Genomic DNA, 16,825 nt, shown 5'->3' with positions numbered 1-16,825 from the left:
TACCCTGTCTCGCCGCGAAGGGGACGAGCGTGCCGGACGATCAAAAAGAAGTGCAGGTCAGGCCGGGTATCGAAGGCGATCTGGCGACACTTGCGGACATCCGCAGCCATGAGGCATGTGAGACCGCCGTCACATTCGATTACGGACCCCTTCACACTCGAACAGCGGCTGTCGCGTTTTCGTTCCCGTCCGAAAGACGGCCCGCACCGTCTCCTGGTTGCTCAGGATGTCCGCATTGTCGGCTGGTTCCGGATCATCGGACCCGGTTCCGGGATGCGACGTACCGGGAAGCGACGTACCGGGAAGCGGCCGGGTACGAGAAGCGGCGCCGGGCACGAGAAGCGGCTGGGTCCCCGGTCCTAGGGCCCGGGCCGGGTCCGGATTACGTCTGTGGCCGGTTACGCACCATCCGGCCCGGACCTAGCGTGCTGCCGTATGAGCGATACGAGGAGCGAGGAATCCAGGGGCCCCGGCGGGACCACGGCCACAGCCACGGCCTCCGACGACACCACGCGCGCGCTCGACCACGACGATCACCACGGCCACGGCACGCAGGCCGACGGTCACGACGCCCATGGCACCCGTGACGGCCACCGCGACGACACCACCGGCACGCTCGACGAGGCGCTGGAGCGGCTTCACGCGTCGGGCCCGGAGCGCGACGGCTGGCTGAGCAATCACGCCCCGATGGCCGTCGAGGCGCTGGTCCGGCACGGCCGGGCACCGGCCGTGCACCGATGGCTCGATCACTATCGGCACAAGCTGGAAGACATGCCGGACACCGCGTCGCGGATCACGGCGGAGAACTGGCGCGAGGCCCTGGGCGACCCGCGACGGATCGCGGACTGGACGGTGCACTTCGAGCGGGAGGCGGCCGAACGCCCCTGGCGGGAGGTGCTGGCCGAGTGGTGGCCGCGGCTGCTGCCCGGGATCGCGGCGGGTGCCACCCACCCGGTGATCCGGGTCGGTCACGCCGTACGCACCCTGCTCGGCGGTGAGGCGAGCGCGCCCCGGGTCACGGAGCTGGCCCACGGCCTCGGCTACTGGGCCGCACGCCACCAGCCACTGCCCGCACTGACCCCGCTGGCGCCCGAGCCGAGCGCCGCGGCGGCGCTGGACGCGGTGCCTCCGGTGTCCGACCAGAGCGGCGGCATCCGGGACCGGCTCGCACGGCTCACCGGCTTCCCGGTGTGGCCGCCCCGTCCGGCCGGCGACCCGGACGAGGCGCGGGCCCGCCTGGAGGAGCTGGTGCGGGCCGCGACCCACCGCTATGCCGCGTACGGATACGGCGAGCCGATCATGCTCGTGCACGCCGCGACCGCACCCAACGCCGTGCTGCGCACCCTGCCCGCGCTCCCCCGCGCACTGTGGGAGCCGAGCCTGGAGGCCGCCTGGGCGGCGAGCGCCGCCGTCACCGCCGCGTACGTCCCGGCCGAACCGGCCCCGACCCGAGGCCCGGACCCGTCCGCCCCCGAGTTCTCGTCCCTGTCCTCGCCCTCGCCCTCACCCTTGTCCTCGCTCCCGTCAGCCGAGGAAGTATTCGCGCGGGCGGCGGCGCACGGCGACGATCACGCCATCAAGTTCGCCGACACCGCGCTGGACGTGGGTGACGCCACGGCGCTGCGCGCCGCGCTCAGCGCGGTCGAACTGATCCCACCGGCCCTCTGACACACCTGACGTACGTGACACACCTGACGCACCCGACGCGGCGATCCGGATGACACCCACGAGCGCCGCGAGACCCGTGAGCCCTATGAGTCCCACGAGACTCGCGGGCCCCGCGAGCCCTATGAGGGCTATGAGACCCGGGGTTCCACGGCCTCAGCCGAACTGCACCGAGCGCTTCGCGAGCCCCATCCAGAACCCGTCGATGACACTGCGGCCCCGGTCGAGCTCACCCTCCGCGGCGCCGAGCGTCACGAAGAGGGGCGCGAAGTGCTCCGTGCGCGGGTGCGCCAGCTGCCCGGCCGGGGACTTGTGCTCGAAGTCCAGCAGCGCATCGACGTCCTGCGCCCTGAGCGCCCGGTCTCCCCAGTCGTCGAACTCCGCCGACCAGCCGGGGACACCGCCCGCATGGCGCAGCGCGGCGAGGTTGTGGGTGAAGAAGCCGCTGCCGACGATCAGGACGCCCTGGTCACGCAGGGGCGCCAGCCTGCGCCCGATGTCCATGAGCTTGCGCGGATCCAGCGTCGGCAGGGAGATCTGGAGCACGGGGATGTCGGCGTCCGGGAACATCTCCACCAGCGGTACGTACGCGCCGTGGTCGAGCCCGCGATCGGGCATGTCCTGGACCGGCGTACCGGCGCGCCGCAACAGCTTGCGCACGTCCTCCGCCAGCTCCGGCGCGCCCGGAGCGGCGTACCGCACCCGGTAGTAGTGCTCCGGGAAGCCCCAGAAGTCGTAGACGAGCGGGATCGTCTCCGTCGCGCCGAGGGCGAGCGGCGCCTCCTCCCAGTGCGCGGAGACCATCAGGATCGCGCGGGGCCGGGGCAGCCCGGCGGACCAGGCGGCCAGCTCGCCGGGCCAGACCGGGTCGTCGGCCAGCGGTGGCGCACCGTGAGAGAGGTAGAGGGCGGGCATCCGCTCCGCGGTGACAGTCATGGCACTCCCCATCCGCTGCTGCTCAAGGTATGTCTTCTAGAAGTCTCTTTGAGAAGGAAGAGTTCTTTAATCTTCAAGCTCCTACTTCTTGAGACCTTAGCTCTATCTAGTTAAACTTTCAAGAAAAGGTCTACAGTGGAGTCCATGACCACGGCACACCCCGGCGAACCGCGCTGGCTCTCGGACGACGAGCAGAGAACGTGGCGTGCGTATCTCCACGCCACCACCCTTCTTGAAGACCATCTCGACCGCCAGTTGCAGCGGGACGCCGGCATGCCGCACATCTATTACGGCCTGCTCGTCCAGCTCTCCCAGGCGCCGCGCCGCCGGAAGCGGATGACCCAACTCGCCAAGGACGCCAAGATCACCCGTTCTCGGCTCTCGCACGCCGTCGCGCGGCTGGAGAAGAGCGGCTGGGTGCGCCGCGAGGACTGTCCGTCCGACAAGCGCGGCCAGAACGCGGTTCTCACCGACCAGGGGTACGAGATGCTCAACCGGTCCGCGCCGGGCCATGTCAGTGCCGTACGGCAGGCGATGTTCGACCGGCTCACGCCCGAGCAGGTGCGCTCGCTCGGCGAGATCATGCAGGTCATCGCCACCGGACTGCAGCCGGAGGACACGGACGCGGATCTGCCCTGGCTGCGTTGAGCGGTTCGTCGAGCGGTCGTCGAGTGGTTCGTGACCGGTTCGTCGAGTGGTTCGTTGACCGGTTCGTCGAGCGGTTCGGCGGGCAGCCGACCCGTGGCGCGGCTCTGCCCCGGTTCCACCGTGCGGAACCGGGGCAGAGCCACAGCTTGGGCCGACCACGCGTCAGTGGGCGACGACCGGGATCCCGGCCTCGTCCCCGGCCTTGTCGGCGCCACCCCGAGCGGACGGTCCGCCCGCCGCGTTCAGGTCGGGGCGACCGGCGTCGACGAGGGACACCGCGATCACGAAGGCGACCGCCAGAATGCCGACTGCCCACCAGATGGCACCCGTGAAGCCGTGCACCATGGCCTGGAGCTCGAGCAGCTTCGGGTCGGTGGCGCCGAGCGCGGCGTGCGAGGCGGCGTACGCGGTCGCGGCCGACGCGGCGACGGTGTTCAGCAGCGCGGTGCCGATCGCACCACCCACCTGCTGCGAGGTGTTGACCATCGCGGACGCCATACCCGCGTCCCTCGGCCGGACCCCGTGCGTGGCCAGCGACATGGCAGGCATGAACGCCGTGCCCATGCCCAGACCGAGCAGGAGCTGCGCGGGCAGGATGAGCCCGGCGTACGAGGAACCGATCTCCAGGCGCGTCAGCAGCAGCATGCCGACGGCGGCGGTCAGGAAGCCGGGGCCCATGAGCAGCCGCGCGGGGACCCGGGTCATCAGCCGGGCGCCGATCTGCGTGGAACCGGTGATCATGCCCGCGACCATCGGGAGGAAGGCGAAGCCCGTCCTGATCGGCGAGTAGCCCTTCACGACCTGGAGGTAGTACGTGAGGAAGAGGAACAGCCCGAACATCGCGATGACGGCCAGCCCCAGCGAGAGGTAGACGCCGCCGCGGTTACGGTCCAGCACGACGCGCAGCGGCAGCAGCGGCGATCCGACCCGGGACTCGGTCACGACGAACGCCAGGAGCAGCACACCGGACGCGACGAACGCGCCGATGGTCAGCGCGTCCGACCAACCGGCGGACTCGGCCCGGGTGAATCCGTACACCAGCGACACCAGGCCCAGCGCGGACAGGACGACACCCGGTATGTCGAGCGGCGAGCGGTTGCGGCCGCCGGACGGCTCACGGATCACGAAGTACGCGCCCGCCGCGGCGACCACCGCGAACGGGATGTTGACGTAGAAGGTCCAGCGCCAGTTCAACGCCTGGGTCAGGAAGCCGCCGAGGAGCAGGCCGACGGCGCCGCCGCCACCCGCGATCGCGCCGTAGATGCCGAACGCCCTGGCACGTTCCCTGGCATCGGTGAACATCACGGCGAGCAGCGAGAGGGCCGCCGGGGCCAGCAGCGCGCCGAAGACGCCCTGGAGCGCGCGGGACCCGAAGAGCATGCCCTGGTTCTGCGCCGCGCCGCCGAGCGCGGAGGCCAGCGCGAAGCCGATGAGACCGACGACGAAGGTCCGCTTGCGACCCCAGAGGTCGGCGATACGGCCTCCGAAGAGCAGCAGCCCGCCGAACGCGAGTGCGTAGGCCGTGATGACCCACTGCTTGTTGGCGTCGGAGATCCCCAGGGCCGTCTGGGCGTGCGGCAGCGCGATGTTCACGATCGTGGCATCGAGCACGACCATCAGCTGCGCGAGGGCGATGAAGGCCAGCGCCTTCCAGCGACTGGGGTCCGGGAGCCGGCCGCCCGCCGCTTTCGGCGTCTTCGGTGCTGCAGGCGCGTCAGGTACTCCCGGCGCTTCCGGCACTCCTGATGCTTCTGGCGCTCCTGATGCTTCTGGCGCTCCCTGCGCTTCCGGCATGGGGGTGTCCACTGTTTTTGGCATGGGTGTATCCACCTGAGGGCGTATGACGTACTGAGGGCGTATGACGTATCGGGAAACCTGTGCGAACGCGCACGTGGGCGCGCGCAGTCGCCCCGGGAGACCGCCGAGCGGTCGGTGAGCGGGACGGAGGTCGACGGGACCGCCGACGAAATCGGTTGCGGGCTTGGGACGGGAACGGTCGGGTGGAGAGCGGTCGGGACGGTTACGGGAGGGACGTGGCGGTCGGGGCGGGTGATGGGCGGGGCGGGTGATGGGCGGGGCGGCCCACGATGCGGCTGCGGCCGTCGGGGCCTGACGGGCTCCTCGCCCGGCGCCCCCGGCACGCTCAGGGGCCCGCCCCCTCAGCGGCCCGGCGCGGACGTCACGCCCGGCGCCTCAGATCCTCCAAGGTCGCGGGCGTTCCGGGCAGCCGGGTCCGGGCCGGGGCCTCCAGGCCGTCCAGGAACAGTTGCAGATGCCGGTGGGTGAAACGGTCGATGGCCAGACAGCCGGTGCCGGGCAACGGCCGGGTGAGCTGGGAGAGGGCGACCAGAATGTCACCGACGGCGATGTCGGTGCGCAGGCGCCCGGCGGACATGGCGCGCGTCACGAGCCCCTCGACGGCCTCTTCGAGGCGCCGACGCTCGGCGAGCAGTTCCGGGTGGTCCTTGTCGAAGCCGCCCGAGAGCATCGGGCACAGTGCCCCGATGCGTTCATCGGCCGCCGCGTGCACGAAGCGGCTGAGCGCGTCGAAGGAGTCGGCCTCCTCGGCCGCCGCCTCCTCCGCACGGTCGGTGGTACGGGAGGTGACCGCGAGCACGACCTCGTGGATGAGCGCGGCCCGGTCGGGGAAGTTCCGGTAGAGCGTGGCGTTGCCGACACCGGCGCGCCGAGCGACCTCGTCGAGCGGCACATCGGGCCCGAACTCGACGAACATCTCGCGCGCGGCCGTCACGATCCGCTCCCGGTTGCGCAACGCGTCGGCCCGCGGACGGTTCGTCCGGGGCCGCACCGCTCCGCTCGCGGCACAGGCGACGGTCTCCACGACGGCTGTCCTTCCTTTCCTCGTGCTCGTCCTTAGCTTCTTCCTGGACCCCGTGGTTCCCGGCTCCACGGCTTCCTCGCCCTGCGATCTTTCGCAACCGGGGAACCGGAACGCCGGGGACGACCGGAAAACCGGGGAACATCTCCCCGTTTCAGCAGGGCACAGCTTCAAACGGGGAAACAGCCCCCACTTATTTCCTCAGCACGATGTGACCCGAAGCACACCTCCAAGCCGGAAAACCAGCCGATCGGCGCACCCAGCGAGCGATGCCGTGACTCCCGCCACAGGCTGATCGAAGAGCGCAGTCGGATCCGGCCGACTGCCGCGGACCCCGAGGCGCCTCTATGGAACATCCCCGCCACCGGATACGCGGGCATCGCGGCCCGATCGCGCTCACCTCGGCAACGGCCCTGGTCATCGCCGCAGTCGCCTCGGCCAGCAGCAGCCTTCCGATACCCAGCCCGGCCTCGGCCGGACCGGTGGCCGAGCCCCGGACAGCGGGCACAGCCGCGTGCCGGATACCGGCGACCATGGGGGTGCAGATGTCGGAGGGCATGCCCACTCCGGAGGGGTACGCCCGTTCCACGGGCAAGGTCCGCGCCCTCAACCTGATGATCGACTTTCCTGACGCGCGGGGCACCGAACCGGCGATGGACCGGTTCGCGGAGTTCTTCCCGCAGACCGTCGCCTGGTTCCGGACCGCCTCGTACGGGCGGCTCACCTACGTCCCCGACGCCCCCGTGAAGTCCTGGCTGCGGATGCCGCTGCCCTTCTCCGAGTACGGAATAGACCGGGGAGCACCGTACGAGCCGGGCTACCGCCACCTCGTCCAGGACATCGTCGCCGCAGCCGACCCGAAGGTGGACTTCAGCGCGTACGACCTGGTCAACGTCCTGGTCACGCCGAACGCCGGTCCCCCCGCACTCGAAACGGTCCTGTCCGTGACCTTCGCCGGCAATGCCAACGCCCCGCACGCGGACGGCGTCCCGCTCGCCAACACGTCCTTCATCTACAGCCGCCAGGACGACGGCTCGGGTTCGTACAAACGGACCGGGTTCCGCGTCCTGCCGCACGAGAACGGCCATGTCTTCGGCCTCCCCGACCTCTACACGATGGAGGGCGGTGGCGCGGTCGGGCACTGGGACATCATGTCCGAGGACTGGGGGGCCGACAACGACCTGTTGGGCTGGCACAAGTGGAAGCTCGGCTGGCTGGACAACAGCCAGATCGACTGCGCCGCCGGGTCCGGCACCAGCGACCACGTGCTCGAACCGCTGGCCACCCGGGGCGGCACGAAGCTGGCGTTCGTGCCGTCGAGCGCCGAGTCCGGATACGCGGTGGAGGTACGCACCAAGGCGGGCAACGACGAGGAGGTCTGCCGTCCCGGTGTGCTGATCTACAGGGTGAGCTCCAATGTCGACACCGGGCAGGGCCCGGTGTCGGTCGTGGACAGCACCAAGAAGAGCGGCGGCTGCACCCGGGTGCCCAACGTCCACGCCGAACTCTCCGACGCCGCCTTCCGCCCCGGCCAGACCTTCACCGACCGGGCGACCGGCATACGCATATCCGTGGTCGAGAAGAACGACGAGGGAAGCTACCGGGTCCGGATAAGCCGTCCGTGAACGGCTGCGGGTACGGGCGTCCGTCCGGTCAAGAGAACCGGACGGGTTACGAGAGCCGGTAGGCGTACGCGCGCGGGTGCTTGCACCGGTAGGGGTACGGGCAGGACCGCGGTACAGGCACGCTTGCGGGCATCGGTACGGGCAGGGCTGGTGTGCGGCTACGGGCGGGGCTGCGACTGCGCCCCTGTTCCCGCCTCGTCCGTTCCAGGCACACCCATGCCCGCCTCACCCGTACCCGCCTCGTCCGCTCCCGCCTCGTCCCGGTCGGCGACGACATGCGCGAAGTCCTCGGGTATGCCCGTCCGTCGCGTGCCGTCGTCGTCGAGATAGCGCCATGCGAACGGCAGCCCGTGCGCGGTCATGATGTCGGGGCCGTCCATCAGCTGGAAGTGCAGATGCGGCTCGGAGGAGTTGCCGGAGTTCCCGCACTCGGCGATCTCCTGACCGGCCGTCACCCTGTCCCCCGTCGCCACCCGCAGGGAGCCGCGCCGCAGATGGGCGTGGACCGCGTACACGCCGCCGCCGAGGTCCATCACCACGTGGTTCCCCAGGAGATGGCGGGGCCGGCCCAGGGTGCGGACGAACCCTTCCAGGTAGAGGTAGAGGAAGCCGGGCAGCGACGTCCGGGACAGGTGGTCGCGCTGTCCGCTCACGGTCGTGACGACCACGCCGTCGGCCACGGCCAGCACCGGCGCCCCGAAGGAGGGGTAACGCCGGGGTCTCCGACCGAACGGCACGAGCCAGTTGAACGCAGGCGGCGACGGCGCCTCCGCCCCGTCCCGCGAGGCGGGCGGATCGTGCTTCAGATCGACGGCATACGTCTGCGCATGGCTGTGCACATGGCTGGGGACCTTCGTGGCGGGCCCGTTCAGCACCATCCAGCGACCGGCCACCGGCACCCCGACCGACACCGCGGGCCGCTCCCTGCGCGGGCGCTGGCTGCGCCCCAGGGTCCAGCGCATCAGCCCACCGGCGACGAGCAGCGCGACGCCGATGTACCAGAGGAGACCAAGGCCCTGACGGTTCACCAGGACGCACAGTGCTCCCACGCCGAAGACCGGTCCGTGCCATGTCCAGAGCCTCGTCAGCACCCTCGACGTCCTCGATGCCTTCGACAACACGCGCCCCCGCTCGTGGTCCGTTCGCGGGGTGGTCCGTTCCCGTCAGTCGGCCGCACGGAACGACAGGCCGACATGTCCGGCCCCCGCGCGACGCCTCCTACATCCCCGTTTACTTACTTTACCCTCCGTTGACCATTACTTTACACATCGTGAGGCGTCCTCGCGCAAGGGGGCACGGCGGGCCGACGAGGGGATGGGGCCGCCATCGAGGCCGGCGAGCCCGAGGAATCCCCGTCCCCCGGGATGTCGACGGCGTCGGGGGACGGAGGGCGGATCGCCTCGGGGGACGGAGGGCGGATCGCGTCGACGAGGAAGGGCAGCACCCCTCGTTCGAGCAACGCCCCCCGCCACGCCTCACGCGCACGGTCGACCTCGGCGTCCCCGTCGGGCTTCGTCGAGCGATTGCGCGCCGCCACCACGAGCAGTCCGACGAGACCGGCCAGCACCGTCACCACCGCGACCCCGGCCGCGACCGCCCCGGCGCCGAGCATCACCTCCGCGAGGTGCGAGTGGCTGTCGACGGCCCGGAAACCGAAGCCGATCACCCCGAACACGACGGCGGCCGTGGCGGACAGCCCCGGCACCAGCACGGCCACCGCGTGCAGCGCACTGCCCCTGGCGGCCGTACCGGCGCCGGACTCGCGCCGTGCGGCACCACGCGCTTTCGCCACTTCGCCCGAGTCGTCGAGGAGTTGACGATAGGCGCGGTACTCGGCGGCGGCCGAAGCCGCGATCGCGGTGCGCGCGCCGAGTGCCCGGGTGCGCAGCTGTTCGTTGTTGGGCGACCCCGGGTTGCGGCGCCGCCCCTCCTGGATCACGGGCGAGCCCAGCGCACGGTCCAGGATGCGTTCGAATGCGGGCAGGTCCTCTGCGCGCAGGAAATCCGAATGGTCCACGAGTCTTCCTCGATAGGTGAAGTCCACACAGGCCACGGGTCACAGATCACAGGTCACGCCACGGGTCACAGGTCGAGGCCACGGGCCGAAGTCACGGGCCACAGGCACAGCCCACCGACCACGCCCACGGCCGCGGATCAACAGTGATGCGGCTCCGACAGATCCGCGCGGCTTCGGCCTCGGCCCAGGCGTCCTCGCACCCCTCGACCCTCCCCAATGATTCCCGGATTGCGCAATTTCTAAAGCGTCTCCCCGCCACCACCGGAGCCATCCGGCCGCTCGGCGACCTCGACCTCATCTGACTTGCTAGATTACGCAACTGAGCAATCGTTGGCGAGGGAGCCGCCGCAGCAGGGAGCCGCCGCAGCCGCGACCCGTCGCACGAGGAGGAACTCGCATGCCTGTCGCCCGCCGGACGCCACCACGGCCCGGTTCCGCCCCGACCGCCGAGACCGCGCACGCCGTCCCGGCCGTACCCACCGTCCCGGCGGCCAGAGCCCTGCCACCACCCCTGCGCCCGACCCCGAATCCGCCCCCGGCACGGACTTCGCCCCAGCCTCTCCCCCTGGCTCTGGCTCTGGCCCTGGCCCTGGCGGTCTGCGCCCTGCTCGCCGTCACCCCCGCGCCCGCGCACGCCGCGGACACCGGGCTCGGCACCGTGGCCGAGGCCCTGCGGAAGAGTCCCGTGTACGTCGATCCCCGCGCCCGGGACAAGCTCTCCGAGGCCGACGCCGAGGAACTCGCGAAGAAGATCGAGGACGCGGACAGGCCGGTGTTCGTCGCCGTGCTGCCCGAAGCGGCCGAGTTCCCGCCCCGGACCCTGATGCGGGACCTGCGCACCCTGGTCGGCGTCGCCGGCGTGTACGCGGTACGCCTGGGCGACGGCTTCGACGCGAAGGCGGACTCCTCCGTGATGTCGCGCGACGCGGTCGGCAATCTGACCGGCGCCGTCAAGCGCTCCCGTTCCGGGGACCCCGCCGGGATGCTGACCGCGTTCGTGGACCGGGCCACCGCCCAGGCCGCGGGCCGGGCGCCGGACACCTGGGACCGGTCCGGGGTCGACGAGGGCGGCGGCGGGGCGGGGCCGCTGCTGGCCGTCGGCGCGGTCGCACTGGCCGGCGGCGGGGGCTACGCCTGGTACCGCCGGTCCCGGAGGAAGCGCGAGCGCGCCGAACTGGACGCCCTGCGCGTGGTCGTCGACGAGGACATCACCGCGTTCGGCGAGGAACTGGACCGGCTCGACTTCCGCCCCTCCGAACCGGGAGCCGACGACGCGATGCGGCAGGACTACGCCCGCGCCCTGGACGCGTACGACCGGGCCAAGGAACTGATGGCGGCCGCCTCCGCGCCACGGGACGTCCGGGCCGTGACCGAGACACTGACGGAAGGGCGGTTCGCACTCGCCACCCTGACCGCCCGCCGCAACGGCACACCGCTGCCCGAGCGCCGCGTCCCCTGCTTCTTCGACCCCCGTCACGGCCCTTCGGCCGAAGACGTGCCGTGGACCCCGCCGGGCGGCACGCCCCGCGACGTGCCCGCGTGCCGCGTCGACGCCGAACTCCTCGCGTCCGGGCAGGAACCGATGATCCGTCAGGTCAACACCGCCGAGGGTCCGCAGCCCTACTGGAACGCCGGTCCCGCGTACTCCCCCTGGGCCGGTGGCTACTTCGGCGTGGCCGCGGGCGCCGTGGGCGGGCTGCTCGTGGGCACGATGCTGGGTTCGGCACTCGGCGCGCCCGCCGCGTTCGCCGACACCCCGCCGTCCGGCGCCGCGCCCGGGGGCGGCGAGTTCACCGGCGCCGACTTCGACTCCGCTGATTTCGGAGGCGGTTTCGACAAGGGAAGCGGCCTCGACGCAGGAAGCGGCTTCGGGAGCGGGGGCGACTTCGGAAGCAACTTCGGAGGCGGGGGCGACTTCGGAGGCGACTTCGGGGGTGGCGACTGGTGACCCCTCACCCACTCCCAAAAACTTAAAGGGTTGCGCAATAGTTAAACCATGACAGCGGATACGAACGACATGACCGGCTGGGAATACGCGGTTCTCGACGGCGGCCCCGCCGACGGACTGCGGATGCGGGTCACCGACCGCCCCGGGGTGCTCCAGGTGACGTACCCGTGCCAACTGGACGCGCCACCGGGCGACATACAGGTGGAGGCGCTCTACGTCTACCGCCGCGACCTCCGGGTGCGGAGCGAGCCTCTGAGGTACGGCTTCGACCGCGCCAGCCCCTGACACCCCGTCGACGCCTCGCAGCGGGCAAGTCCGCTGGCCTCCGGCCGACCGTAGACCCTATGGCCGACCGGAGACGGCCTTCCCTGCCTTGTCCCAGTTGGCGTGCAGCCGGTCCAGATAGGACTGCGCCTGGCTGCCCGGACGCGCGCCACGGGCGAACGCCAGCATGTTGCCGGAGCCGGTGTTGTAGCCGAGGGCCAGCAGCTCGTCCGTCGTGTACGGCACCGAGCGCTGTCCGGGCAACATCGCCGCCAGGTCGTGCAGGTGCCAGGCGGCGGCCTCGATCGCCAAGTCGCGGTCGTCGGGCAGTTCCTCCCACCGGCGACCCGCGAGACCGTGCCGCCGTCGCGTTTCGTCGAAGGCGGCACGGTGCATGTTCGCGATGCCGAAGGCGGCGTCCGGCTTGTACCGCTGCCAGGCCCGTTCCAGCTCCGGATCGTGCGGCTTGTACGACTCGTTGTAGAGAATCGCCATCAGCAGCCGGGGCTCGATTCCGGCCCGGGCCGCGTGCTTCCGTACCTGCGCGGCGCAGGACGCCGGATCATAGGCCCCGGTCGATGGCACGGCCGGTCCGGTGCCCGGAGGGGCCGACGGCTCGGGCGTGGTCCCGGCCCGCTCGGTGGGCTTCGCCGAGGCCGGCCCGGTGGGCCCGCCCACGGACGGCGAGGCTCCGGGCGGCGAGGCCCGCGGCCCGTCGGCCGACTCGGGCGCGTGACCGCCCCGTACCAGCAGCCACGCCACCAGTACGAGCACCGGCACCACGACCCACCGCCGACGCGCCCCGGAATCCGCCATCGTCCGCCGCCTCCTCCTCCGGTGCACCCGTCGAGTACCACAACCCTACGGAGTCCGTCCGCACCCGCAGGGTCCGGCGACACGGGCCGAACGACGTACGGCAACTTCCCGGAACCCGGCAGCTCCCCGAAGCCCGCGCGACTCCCCGAAGCACCGGCACCACGCCTGACGCCGGGGATCGCCTCCGGGCCCGAGCACGACATCCACGCCCGGGCACCGCGGCTGCGCCCGGGCACCACTTCTACTCCCGGGCGCCGCGGTTCTCGTGGCGGCGGCGGGCGACCGCGAGGGCGACGGCGTACAGCCCGAGGACGACCACGAGCAGCAGGTAGTAGACGCTCGGCAGGGCCGTCATGCCCAGGGGCGGACCGAGCGGGGAGAGCGGCAGCAGCAGACCGGTGACGGCGAGCGCGGCGGCGGCACGGCCGACCGGACTGATGCCCCGTAGGCCGAAGACACCACGGGCCCCGGAGGTACCGGGGGCCTCGGCGGTGCGGCGACCGGTCCGCAGGAGCACCATCACCAGAGCCTGGGTGAGCAGGTTCTCCGTGAACCAGCCGGAATGGAACAGCGCCTCGTCGTCCGTGCCGCCCGGGCCTCGCAGGGCGAGCGCGAGCACCGCGAACGTGGCCAGGTCGGCGACGGCGTTGAGCGCGCCGAAGGCGGTGATGAAGCGGAGGAAGTCGCGCGGCCGCAGCATGGTCGGGCGCCTGAGCGCGGCCGGGGCGACCCGGTCGTAGGAGAAGGTGAGCTGGGCCGCGTCGAAGCACAGGTTCTGGACGAGGGCCTGGGCCGGGAGCATCGGCAGGAACGGCAGCAGGAGACCGGCGGCGAGCATGGCGATGACGTTGCCGAGGTTCGAGGAGAGCGTGATGCGCAGGTACGTCGCGATGGTGACGCTGCTGTGCCGGCCCGCCATTATCGCGTGGTCGATCGCGGTCAGATCCTTGCCGTGACCGGCGAGCACCACGCCGGCGCTCTCCCGGGCCACGTCGACGGCATCGCGCGGGCAGATCCCGACATCGGCGGCGTGCAGTGCGGGCAGGTCGTTGACGCCGTCGCCGAGGAAACCGGTGGTGTGGCCGGCGGCCCGCAGCGTGGTGACGATCCGGGCCTTGTGCTCGGGGGTGCAGCGGGCGAACACGGTGGTCCGGTCGGCGAGTTCGGCCAGCTCCCGGTCCGTGAGCCGGTCGATGCCGTCCGCCGTGCACACCTCGCCCGGGTCGAGGCCCAGATCGCGGCAGGCCCGGGCCACGGTTCCGGGGTGGTCGCCGGTGAGCACCTTGACCGTGACGCCGCGGTCGGCGAGGACACGCAGGGCGCCGGCGGCGGACGGCACGAGTTCCTCGCGCAGCGCGACGAAGCCGGTGAACGTCAGTCCGCGTTCGTCGGCGGGCGTGTACGCCCGCTGCCGCGCGGGACGTTCGGCGGTGGCGACCGCGAGGAGTCGCAGCCCGTCGTCCGCCCGGTCGGCGGCGAGTGCGAGCAGCCGCTGTCGCTCGGCGTCGTCGAGGGCACACCGTTCCAGCACGTTCTCGACGGCGCCCTTGACGACGAGGGTGTGCACGCCGAGGCGGCCGGGGGTGCGTACGACGGCGGTGGAGAGACGGCGAGCGGGGTCGAAGGGCACCGCCGCGATTCCGTCGTAGTCGAAGGGCACGGCCGCACCCCTGCCGTGACCGGGTACGTCGGCCCTGTCGTGACCGGGCACGTCATGGCCGGACGTGTCGTCCCCGTCGGCCGTATCTGCCGTATCCGCCGCATCGGCTGTTTCGCGGATGTCGGTGGCATCGTGGGCGACGAGAATCGCCTCGCCCAGGGCGTCGTCGGCGACGAGAATCGCCTCGTCCAGAGCGTCGGGGACGGGCAGGTCGGCGAGCTGAAGCGTCCACCACGCGTTGACGGCGGCCCAGTGCAGCACCTCGGGGTCGTCCCGGCCGTCGGCGTCCAGCGCGCGGACCACGACGGGCCGGTCCTGCGTCAGCGTGCCCGTCTTGTCCAGGCACAGCACGTCGACCGCGCCCAGGTCGTGCAGCGCGGGCAGCCTTCGGACGATCACGCCGTGGACGCGGGCGAGGAGCGACGCACCACGCGCCAGGCACGTGGTGACGATGACGGGCAGCATCTCCGGCGTCAGCCCCACCGCCACCGCCACCGCGAACGGCAGCGTCTCCAGGCCCCGGCCGCGCAGGGCCGCGTTCGCCATCAGCACCAGCGGCGGCGTCAACAGCATGAACCGGATCAGGATCCAGGAGATCCCGTGCACCGACCGGTCGAAGGCGCTCGGGCCACGCGGGTGCACGGAGTCGTGCGCCGCGGCGAACCGGGTGTGCGCCCCGGTCGCGACGACCACCCCCGTGCCGCTGCCCGCCATGACGCTGCTTCCCTGGAAACACAGCTGCGGTGCGTCGAAGGGACCGCTTTCCGGCACCTCGCCGCCCGCCCGCCCGGTCCCCGTCGGCCCGGTCCCCGCCGGTCCGTGCCCCTTCCGCCCGGCCCCGCCCCCTGCCGGCCCGTTCCGTGTCAGTCCGTCGTGCGTCGATTCGTGCCCGTGCCCCGTAGGCACGTTGTCCGTCAGCGCGCCGCCCGTACGTCGGTCCCCCGGCCGGTTCGGGGCGTCGACGGGGTGCTTGACGACCGGGGCCGACTCCCCGGTGAGAGCCGCCTGGTTCACACTCAGGTTGTTCGCGCGCAGCAGCCGTACGTCGGCGGGGACCAGATCCCCGGGCCCCAGGCGCACCACGTCCCCCGGCACCAGCTCGTCGACCGGGATCTCGCGGGCCACCGGCGCCGCCTCGCCGTCCGCGCGGCGCAGGACCGTCGCGGTGGTCGCCACCAGGTCCCGCAGCCCGGCCATCGAACGGTCGGCGCGGTGCTCCCCCGCCGACCGCAGCACGCAGCTGACCACGACGAGCACGGTGATCACACAGGCGGAGCCCCAGGCCGCGACGGCCGCGGACACCAGGCCGAGGCAGAGCAGCACCGCCGTGAACGGATCACGCAGACTGCGCAGGAAGCGCCCGGGCCACGACACGGTCCGCCGGGCGGGCAGTGTGTTCTCGCCGAACCTGGCCAGGCGCTCGGCGGCGTGCCCGTCGGTCAGCCCGCGGGGGCCGGTGCCCAGCGTGCGCAGCACCTGGAGCGAGGTCAGTTCACGCAGGCCCGCGCCGATGACGGCGGCTCCGCCCGGCGCCGGGGAGGCCGACGGCAAAGGGGCCGGTGGTCCGGGTGCGGTACGACCTGACTCCTCGGCCTCGGAGGTCTCAGGCACCGGTCCTGCGGAGCGCGCGCACCGGCGCGGACGCCCCGTCGGCCCGTGCGGCCAACTGGCCGACCATCAGCCGTACGACGGTCACGACATCGGGGTCGTCCACGAAATACACCATGCGCCGGCCCTCACGACGGGAACGCACGAGACCCGCGAGCTTCAGCTTCGTCAGGTGCTGGCTGACGGCGGGCAGCGCGCCGCCCACCCGCTCCGCGAGTCCGGTGACATCGCTCTCGCCCTGGGCCAGCGCCCACACGATGTGCAGCCGCGCCGAGGAAGCCAGCAGTCCGAAGGCCGCGGCGGCCTCCGCGAGCACCTCCGCAGGCGGGTCCTCGAAGCCGTCGGCGCCTGTCGCCACCGTCGTCCCTCCCTTTCCGCGGGGTCGCTTGCGAACCTGCCCAGTCTAGGCCGTGTCTTCAAGGTGCCGCCTGCCGTGCGACGCCTGGCGCACACGCTCGCGGCGTTGTCGGACTCGTCCTCGTACGTCCAGTACGAGGACGATCCTCCGCCTTGTGATCGCACGCGCCAGACGCCGCACGGCCCGGCCTCCGGCCGGACGACGGCACCTTGACGACACGGCCCAGGCCGTACCCCGGGCGCCCGCCCGGTCCCGCCCGCTCGGCGCCCCGCCCCGCCGCCCCGGTCGGCCGGGTCCGGAGGGTGGCGCCCGGTCGCGGTACCGGCCCGGAGGGGCCGCTCAACCAGCACCGTCCCGGCTGCGTCTTCACCATCGTCTGTACAGTTGCGCAACCAAGCAACGCACTGTCGCCGTCCGGGACTTGCTCCGCCCGGTACGGCC

At 72.0% G+C, this 16,825-nt stretch carries 13 protein-coding genes; 5 read left to right on the top strand and 8 right to left on the bottom strand.

Translation table 11 applies throughout. The features are described from left to right. The first annotated feature begins 435 nt into the window (after positions 1 to 435). Positions 436 to 1,668 (top strand): questin oxidase family protein, encoded by a 1,233-nt coding sequence (locus AB0E67_RS17005; protein WP_362026941.1) that lies wholly within the window; start codon positions 436 to 438, stop codon positions 1,666 to 1,668. A 153-nt stretch (positions 1,669 to 1,821) separates the two neighbouring features. Here the strand turns inward: AB0E67_RS17005 and AB0E67_RS17000 are convergent, their stop codons facing one another. After that, positions 1,822 to 2,601 (bottom strand): class III extradiol ring-cleavage dioxygenase, encoded by a 780-nt coding sequence (locus AB0E67_RS17000; protein ID WP_351520645.1) that lies wholly within the window; start codon positions 2,599 to 2,601, stop codon positions 1,822 to 1,824. A gap of 135 nt (positions 2,602 to 2,736) precedes the next feature. On the opposite strand from AB0E67_RS17000, the gene AB0E67_RS16995 reads away from it, so the two are divergent. After that, positions 2,737 to 3,249, top strand: a complete 513-nt coding sequence (locus AB0E67_RS16995; RefSeq protein WP_362026938.1) for a MarR family transcriptional regulator — start codon at positions 2,737 to 2,739, stop codon at positions 3,247 to 3,249. Positions 3,250 to 3,411: 162 nt separating this feature from the next. Here the strand turns inward: AB0E67_RS16995 and AB0E67_RS16990 are convergent, their stop codons facing one another. Continuing rightward, positions 3,412 to 5,067 (bottom strand): DHA2 family efflux MFS transporter permease subunit, encoded by a 1,656-nt coding sequence (locus tag AB0E67_RS16990; protein ID WP_362026936.1) that lies wholly within the window; start codon positions 5,065 to 5,067, stop codon positions 3,412 to 3,414. 361 nt (positions 5,068 to 5,428) lie between these two features. Then, a complete protein-coding gene (locus tag AB0E67_RS16985; RefSeq protein ID WP_362026933.1) occupies positions 5,429 to 6,091 on the bottom strand; it encodes a helix-turn-helix domain-containing protein in 663 nt (220 codons plus the stop codon). A 344-nt stretch (positions 6,092 to 6,435) separates the two neighbouring features. On the opposite strand from AB0E67_RS16985, the gene AB0E67_RS16980 reads away from it, so the two are divergent. Next, the gene (locus AB0E67_RS16980) at positions 6,436 to 7,713 is read left to right on the top strand and encodes a M6 family metalloprotease domain-containing protein (RefSeq protein WP_362026930.1); all 1,278 of its coding nucleotides are present in this window, start codon (positions 6,436 to 6,438) and stop codon (positions 7,711 to 7,713) included. A 158-nt stretch (positions 7,714 to 7,871) separates the two neighbouring features. Here AB0E67_RS16980 and AB0E67_RS16975 read toward each other — a convergent pair whose 3' ends face one another. Next, positions 7,872 to 8,804: a M23 family metallopeptidase gene (locus tag AB0E67_RS16975; protein ID WP_362026927.1), complete on the bottom strand. Its 933-nt coding sequence runs from the start codon at positions 8,802 to 8,804 to the stop codon at positions 7,872 to 7,874. Between the two features lie 170 nt (positions 8,805 to 8,974). Continuing rightward, complete coding sequence (locus AB0E67_RS16970) at positions 8,975 to 9,730, bottom strand: hypothetical protein (protein ID WP_362026924.1); 756 nt, start codon at positions 9,728 to 9,730, stop codon at positions 8,975 to 8,977. Positions 9,731 to 10,127: 397 nt separating this feature from the next. Here AB0E67_RS16970 and AB0E67_RS16965 point away from each other — a divergent pair, with 397 nt between their 5' ends. Then, entirely contained in the window at positions 10,128 to 11,678 is a 1,551-nt protein-coding gene (locus AB0E67_RS16965; RefSeq protein WP_362026922.1) for a hypothetical protein, read from the top strand. A gap of 48 nt (positions 11,679 to 11,726) precedes the next feature. Further along, a complete protein-coding gene (locus AB0E67_RS16960; protein ID WP_242434068.1) occupies positions 11,727 to 11,963 on the top strand; it encodes a hypothetical protein in 237 nt (78 codons plus the stop codon). Positions 11,964 to 12,020: 57 nt separating this feature from the next. Here AB0E67_RS16960 and AB0E67_RS16955 read toward each other — a convergent pair whose 3' ends face one another. From AB0E67_RS16955 to AB0E67_RS16945, 3 genes are all read right to left on the bottom strand, one after another. Then, positions 12,021 to 12,758, bottom strand: coding sequence for a transglycosylase SLT domain-containing protein (locus AB0E67_RS16955; protein ID WP_362026919.1), 738 nt, complete (start codon positions 12,756 to 12,758; stop codon positions 12,021 to 12,023). A 241-nt stretch (positions 12,759 to 12,999) separates the two neighbouring features. Beyond that, positions 13,000 to 15,930 carry an HAD-IC family P-type ATPase gene (locus tag AB0E67_RS16950; RefSeq protein ID WP_362027086.1) on the bottom strand — a complete coding sequence of 977 codons (2,931 nt, stop codon included), beginning with the start codon at positions 15,928 to 15,930 and terminating at the stop codon, positions 13,000 to 13,002. A 91-nt stretch (positions 15,931 to 16,021) separates the two neighbouring features. Beyond that, entirely contained in the window at positions 16,022 to 16,384 is a 363-nt protein-coding gene (locus tag AB0E67_RS16945; protein WP_360115191.1) for a metalloregulator ArsR/SmtB family transcription factor, read from the bottom strand. Between the last annotated feature and the right edge of the window lie 441 nt (positions 16,385 to 16,825).

The sequence above is a fragment of the Streptomyces sp. NPDC032161 genome, assembly GCF_040636995.1.
Taxonomy (GTDB): Bacteria; Actinomycetota; Actinomycetes; order Streptomycetales; family Streptomycetaceae; genus Streptomyces.
The sequence above is the reverse complement of the archived record's forward strand: the minus strand, read 5'-3'. Positions and strand labels throughout refer to the sequence as shown.